Source organism: Sorangium sp. So ce1153 (assembly GCF_051521595.1).
Classification (GTDB): domain Bacteria; phylum Myxococcota_A; class Polyangia; order Polyangiales; family Polyangiaceae; genus Sorangium.
On sequence record NZ_CP150361.1, the window covers coordinates 13616047 to 13634713 of the forward strand.

Consider the following 18667-nt stretch of genomic DNA (forward strand, 5'->3'; position numbering starts at 1 on the left):
TGCGCGGAAGGCCCGACCTCGACCGTCGTTTGTACCTCAAGTCGCCACCGGGAGCGGATCTGCGGCTCGGTTCACCTGCTCGAGGGCGGACCTTCCTGGTCGGCGATGCGCTCGAGCACCTCGGGATGGAGGCACACGCCACCCGCCACGCGCAGGATTCCGCCGAGCTCCTCCAGCTTGTCGTAGTCTCTCTGCACCGTTTGCCTCACGACCCCGAGATACGCGGCGATCTGCGAGGCGGTCGGCCGATCGATCAGCAAGAGCTTGTTCGTCGCGAGCTCCTCGCTGCCGAACCGGCGCGCGTAATCCAGCAGGAAGCCCGCGAGGCGGACATGCGTCTTCGCGGCGAGCGCGCCCAGCCGCAGCTGCGTCTCGACCAGGCGCTCGTGCTCCAGGTGCCCCCACGCAATCGCGAGCGCCGCATCGGACGCGAGCGCCGCGCGCACGGCGCCGGCCGGCAGCTGGACGATCGACGTCGGGCTGAGCGGGATCGCCGTCGCGCGGTACGTGGGCTCATACGCTGTTTCCTCGCCGATGAGCTCCCCGCCGCGGTACCACCCGGTCGGCACGGTGCGCCCGCGGATCGTCGCATCGAGCCGAACGGCCCCGCGGACGAGCAGCAGCACGTGCAGCGCGGGGCTCCCCTCGGCGTAGAGCGGATCGGGCCCCTCGGCCTGCGCGATCGTGGCGGCGCCGGCGATCTGGGTCAACGTGTCGGGGCTCGCACGCTGGAGCACCGACGAGCGCGCCAGCAACTCGACACGGTGACGGAGGATCTCGTCGGGGAGCGGGGGCACGGGCGCATGGTATGCGAGCGCGCCGCGTGCGCGGAAGAGCGGAGGCGCAGTGTCGCTTTTACGACACTTATGACAAGCCCACACCGGGCAGGGTGCGATCCGGCCGGAATTGCGAGGTGGGCTCCTCTTCCTCGCCGGGCTCGCTCAGCACGGGGAGCTCGGTCAGCGCGGCAGCGCGCGCGGCGACCTGGCCAGCATCGGCCGGCCTCCACTGCCTGGAGCGTTCGCCCGCGGGCGGGGCTGGATGAACGGGCGGGGCCGCGACCGCCTCCACCTCGGGAGCAGGGCCGGGACGACGCGATGGGCGTGGGCTCGGCCCCGGGACGTGAACGTATCGGCCCGGCGGCGGTCCTTTCGGCTGTGGCGGCGGCGCCGGGACCGCGGGCGGAGGCGGCTCGCCCGGGGGCACCGTCGGCACGGAGGGCGGCACCAACGGCTCGACCGGGGCGGGCGCCTTTGGCTCGGCGCTGTCGGCGGGAGCGGGGGCGCCGGGGAGCTCGGCCAGCTACACCGGCGTTGATGCGTAACATCTCATGTACCTGAGCCCATGTCATAGGCACCTCCGGACAAAGCGCGGCCCAGCCAGCCTTGAACGCGCCCCGCGTCGGCGTCGTCCCCCGGGGGTATGGTCGGGGAAGTAGCCAGCGGACTGGCCCGCGCCGGGGCATTGTGTCACATTTGCGACATCATGAGGAGCCCCAAACAGGAATTCGAGAGATGTCGCAAGGTCTGGCCCGCCTGCTCCCCGAGCTGCACCGCCGGCGCGGTGGTGGACGCGGCGACGCGCGGGGCATAGGCGCGGCGGGGCTCGCAGCCGACTTGGATGAACGCCTGGTTAGGGATGGCCAGTCGGCGCTCTCGGCGTGCGTCGCGACGGCGCTCCTGCTCGGGGTGCTCTCATCGCTCTTTACATAGTGTCGCATTTGTGACACTGTTTGAGCATGGCGAAGGGGGACAATCGCTATCCGGGGTTTGACGTCCTTCTTTCTGAACGCGCCCTCGGGCGCCTGATTCGATGGCTTGTCCGCCTCGGTGTTCCGTCATCAGACGTGCACGACGTGGCGCAGGATGTCTTGGAGCAGATGCTCAGGACATGGGGAAAGTACGACGCCGAGCGCTCGCCGGCCGATCGATGGCAGAACCGCATCGCGGTCTTCACGGCGTCGCACTATCACGAGAAGGCGCAGCGCCGCTCATGGGAACAGCCAGGCACCGAGCCGGATCCCGAGATACCGGACGAGGGCCCCACGGCCCTCGAGCTCGTCGAGGACGTGTCGCAACGCCAGCGCGCGCGCGCCCTCATTCAGCAGATCCCCCCCGAGCTGCGCGACGTGCTCACGCGGTACCTGGCTGGGGTGCCGATGGACGAGATCGCAACGCAGCTCTCGCTTCCGGTCTCGACCGCGTACAAGCGCCTGACCCGCGCGTGCGATGAGCTCGGGCGTCTCTTCCGGATGGCCGAGGCGACAGCGAATAAAACGCCCATCCCCGAAGCCCCGGATCCCCGAGCGCAGCGGATCCGGGAGAAGGGGTGAACGCCGGTTGGTGGGCCGATCGGGCTGCGCACGACCCGACCACGCGACCGCGTCGCGGCGATCGTGGCCGCGATTTTGCAACGCGGCACGTGCTGGTTTGATCGGCGGCGCGAACGCTGCTGGATCTCGTCTTTCTGACGGTTCCAGCGCCGTCTCGCCCCGGGCTCGTCGCCCGCGGAGCGGCTGCAGCGCCGTCTCGCCCCGGGCTCATCGCCCGCGGAGCGGCTACGGCGCCATCTCGCCCCGGGCTCGTCGCCCGCGGAGCGGCTACGGCGCCGAGCGCGACAGCCGCTGCTTGCCCTGCGCTCGGCTGGTGGACGCTCGACCCAGAGCCTTCAAAACAGGGGGACGAGCTCGACGATCGCGGCGCGGCAGCGCGTCGCGGCCAGGACGACGTCGCGGGTGGTCGCGCCCTCGGGCAGCGCGGCGGAGAAGCGCGCCGGCCCCCCGCGCAGGGCGATGCCCCGGGCGGCGAGCTCCTCGCGGAGGAGCTCCGCGTTGCTGCGGACCGTGAGGGCGTAGAGGCGGCCGCCCGCGGCGACCTCCGCGAACGTGCCCGAGAAGGCGAGCTCGCCGCCGGTGAGCACGAGCACGTCGGTGGCGCCGCGGGCGAGGACGCCCCGCGGGCCCTCGACGTCGAGGCGCGCCGTCGTGAGGACCGCGCCCCGGCCCTCGGTCGCGCCCGCGAGCGCGGCGAGGACGAAGCCGGCGGCGCCGTCGTCGAGGCCGACGAGCGGATCCTCGACGATCAGCGCGGCCGGCGCGGTCGCGATCGCCTGGGCGAGGACGAGCGCGCGGCGCTCGGGCAGCGCGAGCGTCCGGAGGGCGCGCTTGCCGGCGGCGGCGAGGCCCACCCGGGCCAGGGCCGCGGGCGCCATCTCGGCCGCCGCGCGGGGCGAGGCGCCCGCGAGCCGCGCGCCCCAGGCGACGTAGGCGTCCACGGTCCACGCGAGCGGCAGCGGCGGGTCGAGCGGCGCCGCCCCGCTCGCCGCGCGGTGCGCGGTGCGCCCTACATCGCGGCCCGCGACCGCGAGGCGCCCGGCGACGACGCGCGCCTCGCCCGGCGCCGCGCCGTCGGCGTCGTCCGCCGCGGCGCCGCCGTCGTACGCCGCCGCCCCGCGGGCGGACGAGAGCGGCACGCCCGCGAGCGCCGCGAAGAGCGCGCCCGTGTCGCCGGCGCAGAGCACGCGATCGCCGCGCGTCGTCACCGTGAGCGCGTCGATCGCGACGACGTCGTCCACGGCGATGCGCGCGTCGCGCGCGTCGAGCAGCGGCGGCCCCTCGGCCTCGGTCGCGCTCATGCGATCAGCGCTCCTCCAGCCCGCGCGCGGCGGGGGCCGGGGGCTCGTCCTCGCGGGCCGTGGCGGGGACGCCGAACGAGATCTCCCCGGCGAACTCGCTGCGCGCGAGCGGTCGCTCCGCCCCGAACACGAGGAACGGCGTGAGGGCGCGCGCGGCGTCGAGCATCACGGGCGGGATGGTCGCCTTCGCGAGCTCGCCCTGGGCCTGGGCCGAGAGGCCGACCAGGCTGAGGGCGTAGCCGAGCAGCGACGTGTCCTCCTCGGGGAGCGACACGACGGGCGCGTCGTCGGGCAGCTGGCCCATCCGGCGCGCCTCGGCGAGCGCCTCCCGGAGCCCGCCGAGGCGATCGACGAGCCGCCGCTCCAGGGCCTGGGCGCCGGTCCACACGCGCCCGCGCGCGAGGGCGTCGACCTCGTCGGGCCGCATGTGCCGGCCCTCGGCGACGCGGGCGATGAAGCGATCGTAGAGCTGCTTCACCTTGACGCCGAGCTGCTCGCGCTCGTCGTCGGTGAACGGCCTGTAGAGCGACTCGGCGTCGGCGCGGGGCGTCGTGCGGAACGTCTCGATGGCGACGCCGAGCTTCTGGAGCAGCCCCGTGACGTCGACCTTGCCGTAGAAGATGCCGATCGATCCGGTGACCGTGGAGCGGTTCGCATAGATCGACCCGCCGGCGACCGACGCGTAGTAGCCGCCGCTCGCCGCCTGCGAGCCCATCGAGACGATGAGCGGCTTGGCGCGCGCCGTGAGGATCGCCTCGCGCAGGATGACGTCGGCCGCGAGCGTCGAGCCGCCGCCGGTCTCGACCCGGAGCACGACGGCGCGGACGCTGCGGTCCTCGCGCGCGCGCCGCAGCGCGCCCGCGACCGTGTACGAGCCCGCGAGCTTGACGCCGACGAGCGGGATCGACCGGCTCTCGCCGTCGATCATGTCGCCGTCGAGGTAGACGAGCGCGACCTTGGGCGAGTAGCCCCAGCGCTCCGGGGCCTCGTCGCCCGGGTCGTCGTCGACGACGCGGGAGGCGCGCCCCATCACCTCGTCGATGACGCGGCCGATCTCGTCGTCGTAGGCGAGCCTGTCGATGAGGCCGAACTGCCGCGCCTCCTGCGCGAGGAACGGGCCGCGCGCGAGCCGCCGCGCGAGCTCCGCCGCGGGGATGCGGCGCCCGGCGCTCACCTCCGCGAGGAAGGCGCCGTTGAACTGCTCGAGCAGGTCCTGCCGGTCGTCCTTGCCGACCTGGGTGCCGCTCTCGCGCGCGAACTGCTCGGCGGCGAGCTTGTGCGCGCCGATGCGGACGATGTCGGCCTGGACGCCGAGCTTCTTCAGGAGGCCGCCGAAGAAGAAGTAGCTCGACGAGATGCCGGAGAAGCGCAGCCCGCCCGCGGGGTTCATCGCGATGGTGTCGGCGTGCGAGCACACGTGGAGCGAGCGCCCGCCGGAGTCCTCGAGGTGGCAGATGACCTTCTTGCCGTGGCTCTTCAGGTTGCGGATCGCGTCGCTGACCTCCTCGGCGTGGGCGAGCGAGCTCGCCGGCTCGGCGCGCAGCACGAGCGCGACCCCGGAGACCTCCGGGTCCTCGGCGAGGCGCCAGAGCTGCTGCAAGAAGCGCGTGTGCCTGCGGACGCCCGGGGTCGAGTCGAGGCGGATGCGGACGACGCGGGCCGGCAGCTGCACGCCCTGCTCGGAGAAGCTGCGGAGCGCGGCGCCGAGGTAGAGGCCGGTGCCGTTCTTCGTGATGGCGTCGCCGAAGACGCCGCCGGCGGAGAGCTGCAGCTCGTCGACGTTGACGTCGAGGCCGGCCATGGCCGCGACGTGGGGGTCCCCGCCGGTCGTGAGGTCGCGCAGCGTCACGTCGCCCCGGAGCGTGCCGACGTAGGGCACGCGCAGGCCGAGCGTCGCGCGGGGCACCCAGGCGCCGCTCTCGTCGGGGTCGCTGTTCTCGACGTAGGCGGTCTCGAGCCCGATCTCGAGCGCGCGCCTGCCGCCGACGGGGCGGATGGCGACGCCGAGGTCGTAGCTGCGCTCGACGGCCTCGTTCAGGCGGTTCTCGGGGCGGTTCCAGTCGCGCGCGACGGCCGAGAGCGAGAGCCAGGTGGCGGGCCGGAGGGTGATGCCGCTCGTGAGCGAGAAGTACCCGTCGAGCGCCGGCGCGTCGGAGCTGCCCCAGCCGAGGGTGGTCCCGAACGCGAAGCCCGGCCCTGTGTCGAGCGCGAGCCCCCAGCGGACCCAGCGCGACGGGCTGTCGATCGGCGCGGCCGCGGGCGGGTCGAGGAAGTCGAAGCGCAGGCCGGTCGACAAGAACCAGAGCGGCAGGCCGAGCGCGATCGAGTGGCCGCGCGCGGGCAGCGGCGAGGCCGAGCCGGTGGCGACCCAGGTCCACCGGAGCTCCGTGCCGGGCAGGAAGGAGAGGTTCGCGGGGTTCACCGCGATGGCCGAGGTGTCGTCGCTGCTGGCGACGGCCTTGCCCGGGTCGGGGATGGGCTGCGAGGGCCCGTCGGTCGGCGCGGCGTGCGCGGCGTGCGCGCTGGCGAGCGCGCACAGGCCGAGGAGCGCGGCGGCGGAGCGGGCGAGGGGGGCGCGGCGGGCGGTGCGGGCGGGGTGGGCGGAGTGGAGTAGGTCGTTCATGCGGTGAGGAGCTCCCGGAGCGTATCCGCTTCGGCGTCGTACGTCCGCTGGACCTCGGCGAGGGCCATGCGCTCGACGAGGGGGCCGAGCAGGCGCAGCCGGATCTCGAGGTCGCCCTCGACGCGGCGGCGGGTGCGCCCCTGGGGCAGGCGCTCGAGGCGGTACGTGCCTGCGGAGCGAAAATAGCTGCGCCACTGCTCCTTCGGGCTCACCTGCCACGTGGCGGCGTGATCGGAGAGCCGGTAGGTCGAGCGCTCCTCCCAGGACATGGCGTCCTTCGCGACGGGGTAGCTCGCGAAGATCGGCAGGGGCGCGCTGGCCTGGAAGCGCAGGACGCGGAGCAGCTCGCCGTCGCGGAGCGCGTGCTCGACGGTCACGACGCTCTCGAGCGAGGCGACCTTGGTGGCCAGCCGCGGCCCGAGCTCCGGCGAGAGCACGGCGAGCTCGACGGCGTCGACGGGCGCGTCGAGCTCGTGGCAGATGGTGAAGTGCACGGCGCCTTCTAGCACGCGAGGGGCGAGAGGATCGGGGGCGGGAGCGAGAGGATCGGGGGCCGCAGGTCCTGGATGGTGTCCGCCAGGCCGGAGCCGTCGGCGATGCGCGAGAGCTCCGCCTGGGCGGCGGCGTCGTCGCTGCAGCCCCACCGGCCGCCGGCCACGAGCTTCGCGTCGAGCGCCTCGGCCTCATCGCGGAGCCGGCGCTGCGCGGACGTGAGCTGCACGGCGCCGCGCGCCCGCTGCCACGCCTTCTCGAGCGCGCCGAGGCGCCGCGCGAAGCGCGCGAGGAGAGCCACGTTTTCGGAGGTGATACCGATCTTCGACAGACGCGCTTGCTGTGCGTGCGCGAGGCGCGCCAGGGAGGTGAGCTCTCGCTCCGCGACGCTCGTTGGCATGTCGGGGCCGGCCGCGTAGGTCGGGTCCAGCGCGAGGAGCGCGTCGTCGCCGGTGGGGTCGTGGGCCGGAGAGGAGGCGCGCCTCGTCTTGCGCGAGGCCGGTGTCTTCGTGGCCGACCTGGGTTTCGATGATGTGGACGCGGACGTGTTCTTCGGGGTGCGTTTCAGGGGCATGAGCTCCCTCCTGGTCGAGTGTGACCGTGTGATGGTTGCTATCGAGAGGGAGGTGTCAACGGCGTTCGACGAGGTTGCGCGTCTGAATGCTGCTGCGCCGATTGGCAGGCGCAGCATGCGAGGGAATGCGGCCGGCGAGGAGAGGAGAGGGCGCCGTGTAATTGCTTGTTATCGGGCAGTCGTTGACACGCTGCGTTCTGCCGTGGATACCTGGCCGCGAGTTCAACGGACCTTGCGTCGGGAGATCCTCGAATGCGACAGGCGGGCTGGTTCTATCGTCTCGCGGTGTTCTGTGCGGTGGTGCTGCTGCTCGGGCGGGGGCATGAGGGCCTCGCGCTGGCGGGGCCTCTCGGGCCACCGCTCTTGTCGCAGTCGCCTCCGGGCGGAGGGGTGGCGCTCTCGTCGATTCCCTTGCGGCTGCCGAGCGACGGAGTCGGAGGCCTGTTGCTCGGGCCCCGGGTCGACGCGCCGCTGATCGAGGACGTGGGGGCGCCCTATGGAGAAATGGTGCTCCCCGACCAGGCGCGCGTGGTGGCGTTCGAGGGGGCCGTGCTGGAGATCCCCCAGGGAGCGGTGGACGAGCCCGTTCGCATCACGATTCGCCCGCTGCCCCTGGGCGAGGTGCAGCCGATGGGGCGCGCGATGGTCAACGTCACGTCCGGCGGAAAGGCCTACCGCTTCGGACCGCACGGGCTCCGGTTCAAGAAACCGGTGCGGCTGACGCTGCCTTATGACGAGCACGCGATCCCGCCGGGAATGACGGCGCAGCACGTGATGGGCTTCTATTTCGACGAGGCGCTCGGCACCTGGCAGCGCGTCGAACGGGCCGGCGAGGCGGCGAAGGGCAAGCTGGCGAGCCTGACCGATCACTTCACCGATTTCATCAACGCGACGCTGGCGATGCCCGACGCGCCGGGCGCACGCTCGTTCGATCCGAGCAGCATCAAGGGGCTCGCGCTCGGCAGCCCGTTCGCCGGGGTAACGCTGATCGCGCCGCCGGAGGCGAGCTCGAGCGGCTCGGCGCACCTGAGCCACCCGATCGAGGTGCCGCCGGGGCGCAATGGCATGCAGCCGTCGCTCGCCATCGGCTACGACAGCGAGCATCGCAACGGGTGGCTCGGCGTGGGCTGGGAGCTGCGGCTGTCGAGCATCGAGATCGACACGCGCTTCGGCGTGCCGACGTACGCGACGGGCGAGGAGCGCTATGCGCTCGATGGACGTGAACTCGTGCGCGTCGGCGACGCGTCGAGCGAGCCGCAGGTTTACCGGCAGCGGGTGGAGGGGCGCTTCGCGCGGATCCTGCGCCGCGGGACCGGGCCGGACAGCTATCACTGGGAGGTCACCGACAAGAGCGGGACGACCTATGTCTACGGCCGCAGCGCGACCGCGCGGCTCGACGATCCGGACCCGAGCCGCCCGCGCAACGCGTTCCGCTGGTATCTGGAGGAGGTCCGCGACCCGTTCGGCAACCAGATGTTCGTCCATTACGCGCATAGGGTCGAGCCCGCGGGCACGGCGCCGCGCATCGAGGTGCATCCCGAGCGCATCGAGTACACGGCCAACACGTCGCAGGGCGTCGAGGCGGCCTATGCCGTCGACTTCATCTCGGAGGGCGGACGCCCGGACGTGATGCTGAGCGGCAGGCCGGGCTTCCTGGAGCAGACCAGCGAGCGGCTCCGGCGCGTGGACGTGCGGTTCGGCGAGACGATCATCCGCAGCTACGCGCTCGAGTACGCAGAGGGTGATTTCGGCAAGAGCCTGCTCCAGGCGATCGCGGTCTCCGGCAAGGGGAGCCGCGACGCCGACGGGACGCTCACCAGCGAGGAGCTCTATCACCACACGTTCGAGTATTTCACCGCGCCGCGGACGGCGTCGGGGCAGCCCGCGGCGTTCGCGGCCGACGCCGAGACGTGGGGGCAGGTGGGGTCTCAGAAAGGCCTGTCGCGCACGGAGGACTCGACCTTCGGCGGCAGCGTGTCGGTGGGGCTCCTCGGCATCGTCAGCGTGGGCGGCGGCGGGTACAGCGGCAATCAGACGACGCGCGCCAGGCTGCTCGACCTGAACGGCGACGGATTGCCCGACCTCGCCGGCGACAGCGGGGACGCGCTGCGCAACCTGTTGCGCCTTCCCGACGAGGATCACTTCGATCCGTTCCACCTCAGCGGGCTCTACACCGACGACCTTGGGCTCACGGACACCTCGGGATGGAGCGTTCACGCGGGCATCAACGTGGGCGATGCGCTCAGCGCGTCGGCGGCGTACACGCGCAGCCGGGCGGAAGACGAGCGGGTCGTCTCGGATCTCAACGGCGACGGATTCCCAGATCTCGTGTCAGTCGGGGACGTCGGACAGCTCCAGGTCGCGATCAACGATCGGCGCGGCGGGTTCCAGGGCGTGAGGGATTGGGGAAACATCGACGCCAGCGCGCCGTCGGGCCGCCCGGACTTCGCGCTGGCGTCGCGCGCGGACTTCCATCCGGCCGACCCGATGCTCCGGTGGACCGCGCCGTTCGAGGGGGATGTCCGCATCGGGGGCGCGCTCCAGAAGCAGGAGGCGGGGGGCGACGGGCTGCGCGTGGAGCTTGTGCGCAATGGGGAGCTGCCGCCGCTGTTCAGCCACGTGTTCGGTCCGGACGAGCTCGGGCCGTGTGCGGTGGGCGCGGGCGATTGCGGGGGCGCGCCGCTCTCGGTTCACGTGCTCGCGGGTGATCGCCTTTATTTTCGGGTGAGCGCGGCGCCGGAGATCGACCCGGAGCGGATGGTGAACACGGCGTCCGACCTGCTGTCGTGGAGCCCGTCGATCACCTACGAGGTCAGCGAGGAGCGGCTCGGGCAGGTGGGGCCGGACGGGCGGCCCATCCATCGATTCGAGTACGCGGCGGACCACCGCCTCGGAGGGCTGCCCGAGGTGCCGTGGGTCGCGTCGTCGGACGGGCTCGTGAGCATCACCGGCGATCTGGTGAAGGGGCCGACGAGCGATGCGCTGAGGGTCTCGATCGCGCGGGAGAGCGAGGGCGCGTTCCACAGCGTCATGGACGAGGAGGTGGTGAGCGCGGACGCGGGGGTGCTGGCGCTCGCGGGGCGGCTCCACGGCGACGCGAACGGCCTGGTCGAGGTGAAGGACGGCGATCGGCTGTGGTTCCGGGTGAAGTCGGACGTACCCGACGACCCGGCACGCATCGCCTGGACGCCGACGGTCGACTACCGGACCTATTGCCGCGCGGATCGGCAGACCGGCGAGCGGCGGTGCGGGCCGGTGCAATGCGGGGTGCAGCCGAATGGCCGCGCCGGCTGCAAGCTGGACAGCGACACGGCCGAGGACGCGCCGCTGCCGGTGGCGTTGATCCAGCAGCAGCCTTACGTGGCGATGCCCGTGCAGCGGTGGACGCCCGGGACGCGGCGCACGGCCTGGATCGCGCCGGAGACGGGGACGGCGCGGCTCGAAGGAACGGTGGTGGTGCCGGGGACGAGCACGTTGGCTCAACCGCTGACGCTGCTGGTGCAGGGCGTACATCGGCTGCTGTACAAGCAGTCGTATGTGGCGCCGAGCATCGCCGGAACGGCGTTCCCCCTGGCGGTGGACCTGGAGGTGCAGGCCGGCGAGCCGATCTACGTCGCGCTGTACTCGAAGGGCTCGTCCGGGAGCAGCGCGGGCCTGAGCAGCGCGTCGATCGACGGAGTGGCGGTGCCGGTCGCCCTGCTCGTGCCCGACGCGGCGTCCGAGGCGCTGGTCGACGGGGCGCCGCAGGATCCGACGGCGGGCGGATTTCACGGCTGGTCGATCGGCTTCATGAACGGAGACCGCGTGTTCTCCGAGGCGGACATCCTGTTCCCGACCCGCGACCCCGAGCGCGGCTTCACGCTCGCAGTGCCGCTCTCGCCGGAGGGAGGCGCGCCGGTGTGGGGCGCGGCGGCGTCTGAGGCGTTCGTGGGCAGCGATCGGGTGCTGCCGTCGGTGGTGGGGTGGCTCTCGGGGCGGCCCCAGCGGGGCAGCGTGCGCTACGCGGAGACGTGGAACGCGGAGCTCACGGCGGGCGCAGGCCCCGTGGGAGGGGGTTACAGCTTCGGCAGCACGACGACGGATCTGGAGCTGATCGATCTGAACGGCGACCGCTACCCGGATAGCGTGACGCGCGCGGGCGTGGTGCTCAATACAGGCAAGGGGTTCGGTCCGAGCGCGTCGTTCTCGCTGCCAGACGCGCTGCGGCGGGTGGAGCACCGGACGGTGCGGCTGAGCGGCGATCTCGCGTCGCTCACGTTCAGCGCGGGGAACGAAGAGGAGCAGACGCTCAACAAGACCGACAGCCGGGGGCGTTCGCAGGGATACCTGCGCACGAGCTTCAGCGCCGGAACCAGCTACGGGTTGTCGGCAGCGCATGTGGAGCTGCTCGACATCAACGGCGATGGGCTGCTCGATCAGGTGACGCAGAACCCCGAGAGCGGGCAGATGACGGTGGCGCTGAACCTCGGCTACCGGTTCACGGCGCCGGTGCCGTGGCAGCGGGAGGGATTCAACAAGGCCAGCTTCAACGCGGGCGCGCTGAACGACGCGCTCGGCGAGGTGCTGGGCTTGTTCACGGACGCGGCGGGCCTGGAGGCGGTGCGGCTGGAGGATACGGGCGCGCAGAGCATCGGGTTCGGGGCGAGCGCAGGCGGCTCCAGCGGCGGGGTGAGCGCGAGCGTGGGCGCGGGGATCGGGTACACGCGCACGACGGCGCGCACGATCGTGGACTTCGTGGACGTGAACGGCGACGGACTGCCGGACAAGGTGATGAAGGATCCGGAGGAGACGTCCTTCCGGGTGCAGCTGAACCTCGGCGACCGGTTCGCCGCGGAGGAGCAATGGCCGGCCGGCAGCTGGGGAGTGAACCTCGACCCGCCGGAGTACGCGTTCATGGGCAGCGGCGACGCAGTGGCGTTCCGGCGCTCGGAGAGCCACGACGGCAGCGTGTCGCTCCAGGTCTGTTACTTCGTCTGCGTCGGCGGGTCGGTCTACTACTCCGAGGGAACCGGGGCGTCGCACCTCGGGTTCGAGGACATCGACGGCGACGGGCTCGACGACCATGTGCTGAAGCGGGACGGCGACAGCGCGGTACGGGCGCGGAGGAACACGATCGGCAAGGCGAACCTGCTCTGGCGGGTGCACCGGCCGCTCGGCGGGAGCGTGGAGATCGATTACCGGCGCGAGGGCAATCTGGTGGTGCCGAGGGAGGTCGCCGGGGATGCGCCGGTGGACGAGAGCGGCTTGCCGGTGGACGACGCGCGCACGGAGATCGACGACCGCACGGCGGCGGTCGACATGCCGTCAAGCCAGTGGGTGCTGAGCGACGTGGTCGTGCGCGACGGCGTCGAAGGCGTGAGCGGCGCGCCGGGGGTGCACGCGTACCGGACGCACATTGAGACGTACGGGGACGGCATCTATCACCGGGATGAACGGGTGGACCTCGGCTACAGGCACGTGACGACGATGGCGCTGGGCGAGGACGGCGTCTCCGCGATGTCGGTCGAGGACGTCGAGTACGAGAACGAGGATGTCTACCGGCGTGGGTTTCTGGCGCGCTCGACGCTGCGCGACGGCGAGGGGATGCTCTACACGGTGGAGGAGGTCGATCACCTACCGCCTGATCTGGCGCAGATCGCGGCGAGCGGGTGGTTCTTCCCGAGGGAGACGGAGCGGAGGAGCGCATTTTACGAGGGAACCACGGACGACCCGGAGGCAACCCACAAGAGCACGCGAGAGACGCGGTTCTTTGACGATCTCGGCAACCTCACCGATGTGTTCTCGTACGGCGAAGAGGGAACGGCGGCGGACGACGTACACCAGCACGTCGAGTACGAGCAGGGCGATGCTCCTTATTTCGTGAAGCCGGAGCTCGTCCGGACTACCGACGCGGAGGCCCGCGTGCTGCGCGAGCGCACGGCGACGTACTGGCCTGGGACGGGCGCGCTCGAGACGCTCACGAACGTCATCACCGGCGGCAAGCGGCCGGACGGCTCGCAGTACGCAGGCGACGAGGCAACCTGGCACTTCGGCTATGACGAGCTGGGCAACCTCCAGACCTTCACCGACCCGAGCAGCTACACGCTGACCTACGGCTATGATGCGCCGACGCGCAGCTACCGCACGTGCGTGACCGACAGCTTCGGCTACCGCTCGAACAGCGTGCCCAATCCCCTGTTCGGCACGGTCGCGCAGGAGACGGATCTCAACGGGCACACGATGGTGCATCGGTACGACGACTTCGGCCGGCTGATCGGGGTTTGGGGACCCGGCGATCTCACGGGGGAGGAGGCGATTCCGGTCGGATGCACGCCGGGTAAGATCTGGAGCGAGGAGGATCTCGACGGAGCGGGCGAGCCGGCGATCGGATTCGAGTACGCGCTCCAGCCGGATCAGTCGGCGGCGCTGCCGGCGTGGGCAAAGACGAGCCACAAGGACGTGGAGCACCCGGGCGATCCGATCGTGACCGTGACGTTCGCGGACGGGCTCGGGCGGATGATCCAGACCAAGAAGGACCTGGAGCGCGACACGGGCACGGGCACCGAGATCGGGATGACGGTGAGCGGCGCGGTGGCGTTCGACGCGCTCGGCCGCGTGGTGGAGCAGGGGCAGCCGGCGTTCAGCGCGGAGCCGGACACGACGTTCACGGCCGTGGAGATGCTGAGGGCCACGCGCTACCAGCACGACGTGCTGTCGCGAATTCGGCTCGTCGAGGTGCCGGACCCCAAGGCAACCGAGACGGGCGAGCATGCGCAGACGTGGGTCGAGCGGGACCTGGTGCAGTTCGAGGGGCAGCTGCGGTTCCAGGAGACGGTGATCGACGCGAACGGCAAGTCGCGTAACACCTACCGGGACGTGGGCGGACGGATCGCGGCGGTGGAGGAGTGGAACACGATCGCCGGGGTCGAGCGGCAGATCGTGACGCGGTACGAGCACAACCCGCTGGACGAGCTGGTGCGGGTGACGGACGCGCGCAACAACGCGACGACGGCGACGTACGACACGGTGGGCCGGATGGTGGAGCTCGTGAGCCCTGACGCGGGCCGCACGGAGTGGCGGTACGACCTGGCCGGGAACCTGCGAGCGAAGCAGACGGCGGAGCTCGCGCTGCGCGGTCAGCTGATCCGGTACGAGTACGACTACAACCGGCTGAAGAAGATCGACTATCCGGTGACGCAGGACGTGGTCTACACGTACGGCGGCACAGGTCAGGCGGGCGACGCGCAGGGCAACCGCGCGGGGCGGCTGAGCCAGGAGACGAGCGCGGCGGGGACGCGGAGCTACCGCTACGACCGCTTCGGGAACGTGGCCGAGCTCGCGGCGGAGTTCCCGCGGCTGCGCGAGCCGCACCGGGGGCCGTACCAGGCGACGCTGAAGTACGTGTTCGATTCGCTGGGTCGGATGCAGGAGATCCACTTCCCCGGGAGCGGCGAGGAGATCGTGCGCTACGGGTACGACCGTGGCGGCTCGGTGGTGTCGGTGGTCGGAGAGAACCAGCGGGTCAATCCGCAGCACCCGGACGAGCCGATGACGACGGAGTACCTGAGGCACATCGGGTACGACGAGTTCGGGCAGCGGGTGCGCGTGGTGGCGGGCAACGGGGTGGAGACGAAGTACCGGTACGACGCGTCGACGCGGCGCCTTTCGGACGTGGACGCGGACCACCAGACGCCGCAGATGCGGTCGATGGGGAGGGCGCCGCGGGCGTTCCAGCGGCTGCACTACGACTACGACCTCGTGGGCAACGTGCTGGGTCTCGACAACGAGGCGCCGTTCGACGAATCGCTGGGCGGGGCGGTCATGGTGGCGAGGACGCAGCAGCGGTTCGCGTACGACGACCTGAACCAGCTGACCGAGGCGTCGGGGATCCACCAGGAGCGGGGAAACGAGCAGCAGCGGTACACGCTGGCGATCACGTACGACGTGCTCGGCAACGTGAAGAAGAAGGGGCAGGAGGTCGCCCGGTATGTGCCGAAATGGGGCGCCCCGGGGGAGTGGCAGAAGCAGGACGTGATCCGGGAGCGGACGTACCGGAACGAATACCGCTACACGGGGCCGAGGCCGCACGCGGCGAACGAGGTGGACGAGTTCGTGCCGGCCGAGACGCAGCCGCGGCTGAGGGAGCTGTCCCACGATGCGAACGGCAACCACAAGCAGTGGAGGTACCGGAATAGCCCGCAGCGCACGCTGAGCTGGGACGAGGATAACCGGCTGGTGTCGGTGAGCGAGAACGGGCAGGAGATGTCGCGGGCGCTGTACGACGGCGCCGGAGAGCGACGGGTGCACCTGCACCGGGTCGCGGGGGAGGAGGAGACGGCGTACGTCGACCAGCACCTCGTGGTGCGCAACGGGGTGGTCGCGACGAAGCACTTCTTTGCGGGAGAGACGCGGATCGCGAGCAAGATCGACGCGGACTGGTTCCAGGAGCCGCCGGTCTTGTACTACCACCCCGACCAGCTCGGGAGCACGCAGTACGTCACCGACCAGGACCAGCAGCTGAGTCAGCATGTCGAGTACCTGCCGAGCGGGGAGCTGTGGGCCGACCAGACGGACTCGCGGTTCCAGAACCGACAGCCGTACCTGTTCACCGGCAAGGAGCTCGACCTGTCGACGGGGCTCTACTACTACGGGGCGCGGAGCTATGAGCCGCGGCTGGGGGTGTGGATGAGCCCGGATCCGGTGCTGGCAGAGTACATGGCCGGCAGGATCAACGGCGGGGTGTACCGGCCGATCAACCTGGGGCTGTACACGTATGCAAGCAACAATCCAGTGGTCCTCGTTGATCCGACCGGGAACTTTGATGATGCGACTCTGAAGTTTTTCGCCACCGCGCTTGGGGCGGCGGCGGTAGAACCGACGCCTGTCGGAGAGCTGATCGTTGCTGGCGCATTCGTCGTAGGATCTATAGGTTACGCGGGGTACCTGATCTTTGACGCTGCCGCGAGTGGGAATACCCCCAAGCCGCCCGAGTCGTTTCCCATACCCGAGGACATGCCCGAGGATGTCGCGGCGCCGTCGCCGCCGCCACCGCCGCCGGCCGCGGGAGACGGCGGGGCGAAGGAGCCCCCGAAGGTCCCTGCGGCTGTCGCGGCGGAGCCACCAGCGAGAAGGGGGCAGCCAGAGTTCAAAGTTCCCCGCAGTGGACAGAGCGGAAAGGAGGGGGCGAAGGACATTCCGAGCTGGGCGCGGGGGCAGCGACCGTACAAGGGCGAGGCGGGCGGGCGGTATGCTGAGCGATTGCTCAATGAGAAATATGGCAAGGGCAACTGGGACAAAGGTGTTAAGAGCGAATACAATCAATTGAAGAAGTATGCCGATAGGCATTTCGAGGACCCGAAATAGGTAACCGGATCAATCGCTATGGATAACGAAGAAGAGCATGAGTATTTTACATGTCGTGTAACTGTCGATGGTGAAGAGCTGTACTGCATTTGGTACACGAATGGATCGGATGGCGTTGTTGCTCAGGAGGGAAAAATTATGTTTTGGCGCAGTGAAGAAATGGCGCGAAGTCATGCGATGAGAGAGGGGCTCCGTCTTGCTAGCGAACCGGGGGCATCCGCTGCATTCGATATGGATCTTGTACTGTGTCAGAAAGACGATCCGTGCTCGTTTTGCTCCAAAGATGTTTTGGATATGTGGAATTTGCTTGATGACATGGGAAAATCATTGAATTGTAGCGAATTTGTTCGCTGTAGTGAAGATGTCTCGGAACTGCACGCGCGCTTGTCTTCGACGGTTTTGTCTCATGTGCTGGGCAGCAGGCCAGAGCAGTTTACTGTTGGCGATGTGTCGAGTATTGTGCGTCTGCTATGTGTAGGTAAGGCAATGATAAGAGAAAGGTGCATGGTGATTGGCTAAATACAGGAGGTCGCCCGGTATGTGCCGAAGCCGGGGGCCCCGGGGGAGTGGCAGAAGCAGGACGTGATCCGGGAGCGGACGTACCGCAACGAGTACCGCTACACGGGGCCGAGACCGCACGCGGCGAACGAGGTGGACGAGTTCGTGCCGGCAGAGACGCAGCCTCGGCTGCGGGAGCTGTCCCACGATGCGAACGGCAACCACAAGCAGTGGAAGTACAGGAATAGCCCGCAGCGCAGCTTGAGCTGGGACGAGGACAACCGGCTGGTCTCGGTGAGCGAGAACGGGCAGGAGCTGTCGCGGGCGCTGTACGACGGCGCCGGAGAGCGGCGCGTGCACCTGCACCGAGTCGCCGGGGAGGAGGAGACGGCGTACGTCGACCAGCACCTCGTGGTGCGCAACGGAGTGGTCGCGACGAAGCACCTCTTCGCGGGCGCGACGCGGATCGCGAGCAAGATCGACGCCGACTGGTTCCAGGAGCCGCCGGTGCTGTACTACCACCCGGACCAGCTCGGGAGCACGCAGTATGTCACCGACCAGGACCAGCAACTGAGCCAGCACGTCGAGTACCTGCCGAGCGGGGAGCTGTGGGCCGACCAGACGGATTCGAGGTTCCAGAACAGGCAGCCGTACCTGTTCACCGGGAAGGAGCTCGATCTGTCGACGGGGCTCTACTACTACGGGGCGCGGAGCTATGAGCCGCGGCTCGGGGTGTGGCTGAGCCCGGATCCGGTGCTGGCAGAGTATATGGCCGGCAGGATCAACGGCGGGGTGTACCGGCCGATCAACCTGGGGCTGTACACGTATGCGTCCAACAACCCTGTGGTCCTCGTTGACCCGACCGGTAGATACGATGATGCGACTCTGAAGTTTTTTGCCGCCGCGCTTGGGGCGGCGGCGGTCGAACCGACGCCTGTCGGAGAGCTCGTCGTTGCTGGCGCATTCGTCATAGGGTCTATAGGCTACGCGGGCTACTTGATCTTTGACGCTGCCGCGAACGGAGAGCCGCCCAAGCCTCCCGAGTCGTTCCCCATACCCGAGGACACCCCCAACGAGACCGTGGCGCCGTCGCCGCCGCCGGCTGCGGGAGGCGGTGGAGCGAAGGATCCTCCTGCGCCTCCTGCGCCTCCTGCGGCGGAATCACCGGAGCCACCGCGGAAGCCTGCAACGGGTGCGGCCGGACTTCGGGACCTGAGCAACATGACGAGGAGCGAGGCAGAACGAGCTCTGGCTGAAGCGGGATTCGACGGAAAGAAGGTTTCAGATGGCGGATGGCAAAGTTGGAAACATCCGGACGGGTCGAAGGTCGACGTGAATTGGAAGACAGGAAGAATGGTTAGGACCGCTGCGCCGGAGCGAGGTCCTGATGGGCGTGCAAGAATCAACAAGGGACAGCGCTTGGACGCGAGTGGTAAGCCAATTCCGCGTGATTTGCCCCATGAGCAGCGCCCAGTAGAACAGCTAAAAACAAAATAGAACGGAGA

General features: G+C 70.0%; 9 protein-coding genes. 4 read left to right on the forward strand and 5 right to left on the reverse strand.

Annotated elements, in window-relative coordinates; genetic code table 11:
- Positions 1–71: 71 nt before the first annotated feature.
- On the reverse strand, positions 72–797 hold the full coding sequence (locus WME85_RS49610) for a Crp/Fnr family transcriptional regulator (RefSeq protein WP_437832304.1): 726 nt from the start codon (positions 795–797) through the stop codon (positions 72–74).
- Between the two features lie 941 nt (positions 798–1738).
- Between WME85_RS49610 and WME85_RS49615 the strand changes: the two genes are divergently transcribed.
- A complete protein-coding gene (locus WME85_RS49615; protein ID WP_437832307.1) occupies positions 1739–2332 on the forward strand; it encodes an RNA polymerase sigma factor in 594 nt (197 codons plus the stop codon).
- Between the two features lie 335 nt (positions 2333–2667).
- Here WME85_RS49615 and WME85_RS49620 read toward each other — a convergent pair whose 3' ends face one another.
- Genes WME85_RS49620 through WME85_RS49635 form a run of 4 tightly spaced genes read right to left on the reverse strand, consistent with a single transcriptional unit; the run spans position 2668 to position 7322 of the window.
- Positions 2668–3633: an ABC transporter ATP-binding protein gene (locus WME85_RS49620; protein WP_437832309.1), complete on the reverse strand. Its 966-nt coding sequence runs from the start codon at positions 3631–3633 to the stop codon at positions 2668–2670.
- A 4-nt stretch (positions 3634–3637) separates the two neighbouring features.
- Entirely contained in the window at positions 3638–6256 is a 2619-nt protein-coding gene (gene sppA / locus WME85_RS49625) for a signal peptide peptidase SppA (protein WP_437832312.1), read from the reverse strand.
- Entirely contained in the window at positions 6253–6750 is a 498-nt protein-coding gene (locus WME85_RS49630; RefSeq protein ID WP_437306047.1) for a DUF2505 domain-containing protein, read from the reverse strand. The genes sppA and WME85_RS49630 overlap by 4 nt, the downstream gene beginning before the upstream one ends.
- A gap of 8 nt (positions 6751–6758) precedes the next feature.
- Positions 6759–7322: a hypothetical protein gene (locus WME85_RS49635; protein ID WP_437832315.1), complete on the reverse strand. Its 564-nt coding sequence runs from the start codon at positions 7320–7322 to the stop codon at positions 6759–6761.
- 252 nt (positions 7323–7574) lie between these two features.
- On the opposite strand from WME85_RS49635, the gene WME85_RS49640 reads away from it, so the two are divergent.
- From WME85_RS49640 to WME85_RS49650, 3 genes are read left to right on the forward strand one after another with little or no spacing between them, the layout of a single operon-like run.
- On the forward strand, positions 7575–16664 hold the full coding sequence (locus tag WME85_RS49640; RefSeq protein ID WP_437832318.1) for a SpvB/TcaC N-terminal domain-containing protein: 9090 nt from the start codon (positions 7575–7577) through the stop codon (positions 16662–16664).
- Positions 16665–16682: 18 nt separating this feature from the next.
- Positions 16683–17183 (forward strand): hypothetical protein, encoded by a 501-nt coding sequence (locus WME85_RS49645; RefSeq protein ID WP_437832321.1) that lies wholly within the window; start codon positions 16683–16685, stop codon positions 17181–17183.
- A gap of 21 nt (positions 17184–17204) precedes the next feature.
- On the forward strand, positions 17205–18659 hold the full coding sequence (locus WME85_RS49650) for an RHS repeat domain-containing protein (RefSeq protein WP_437832323.1): 1455 nt from the start codon (positions 17205–17207) through the stop codon (positions 18657–18659).
- Positions 18660–18667: the final 8 nt, after the last annotated feature.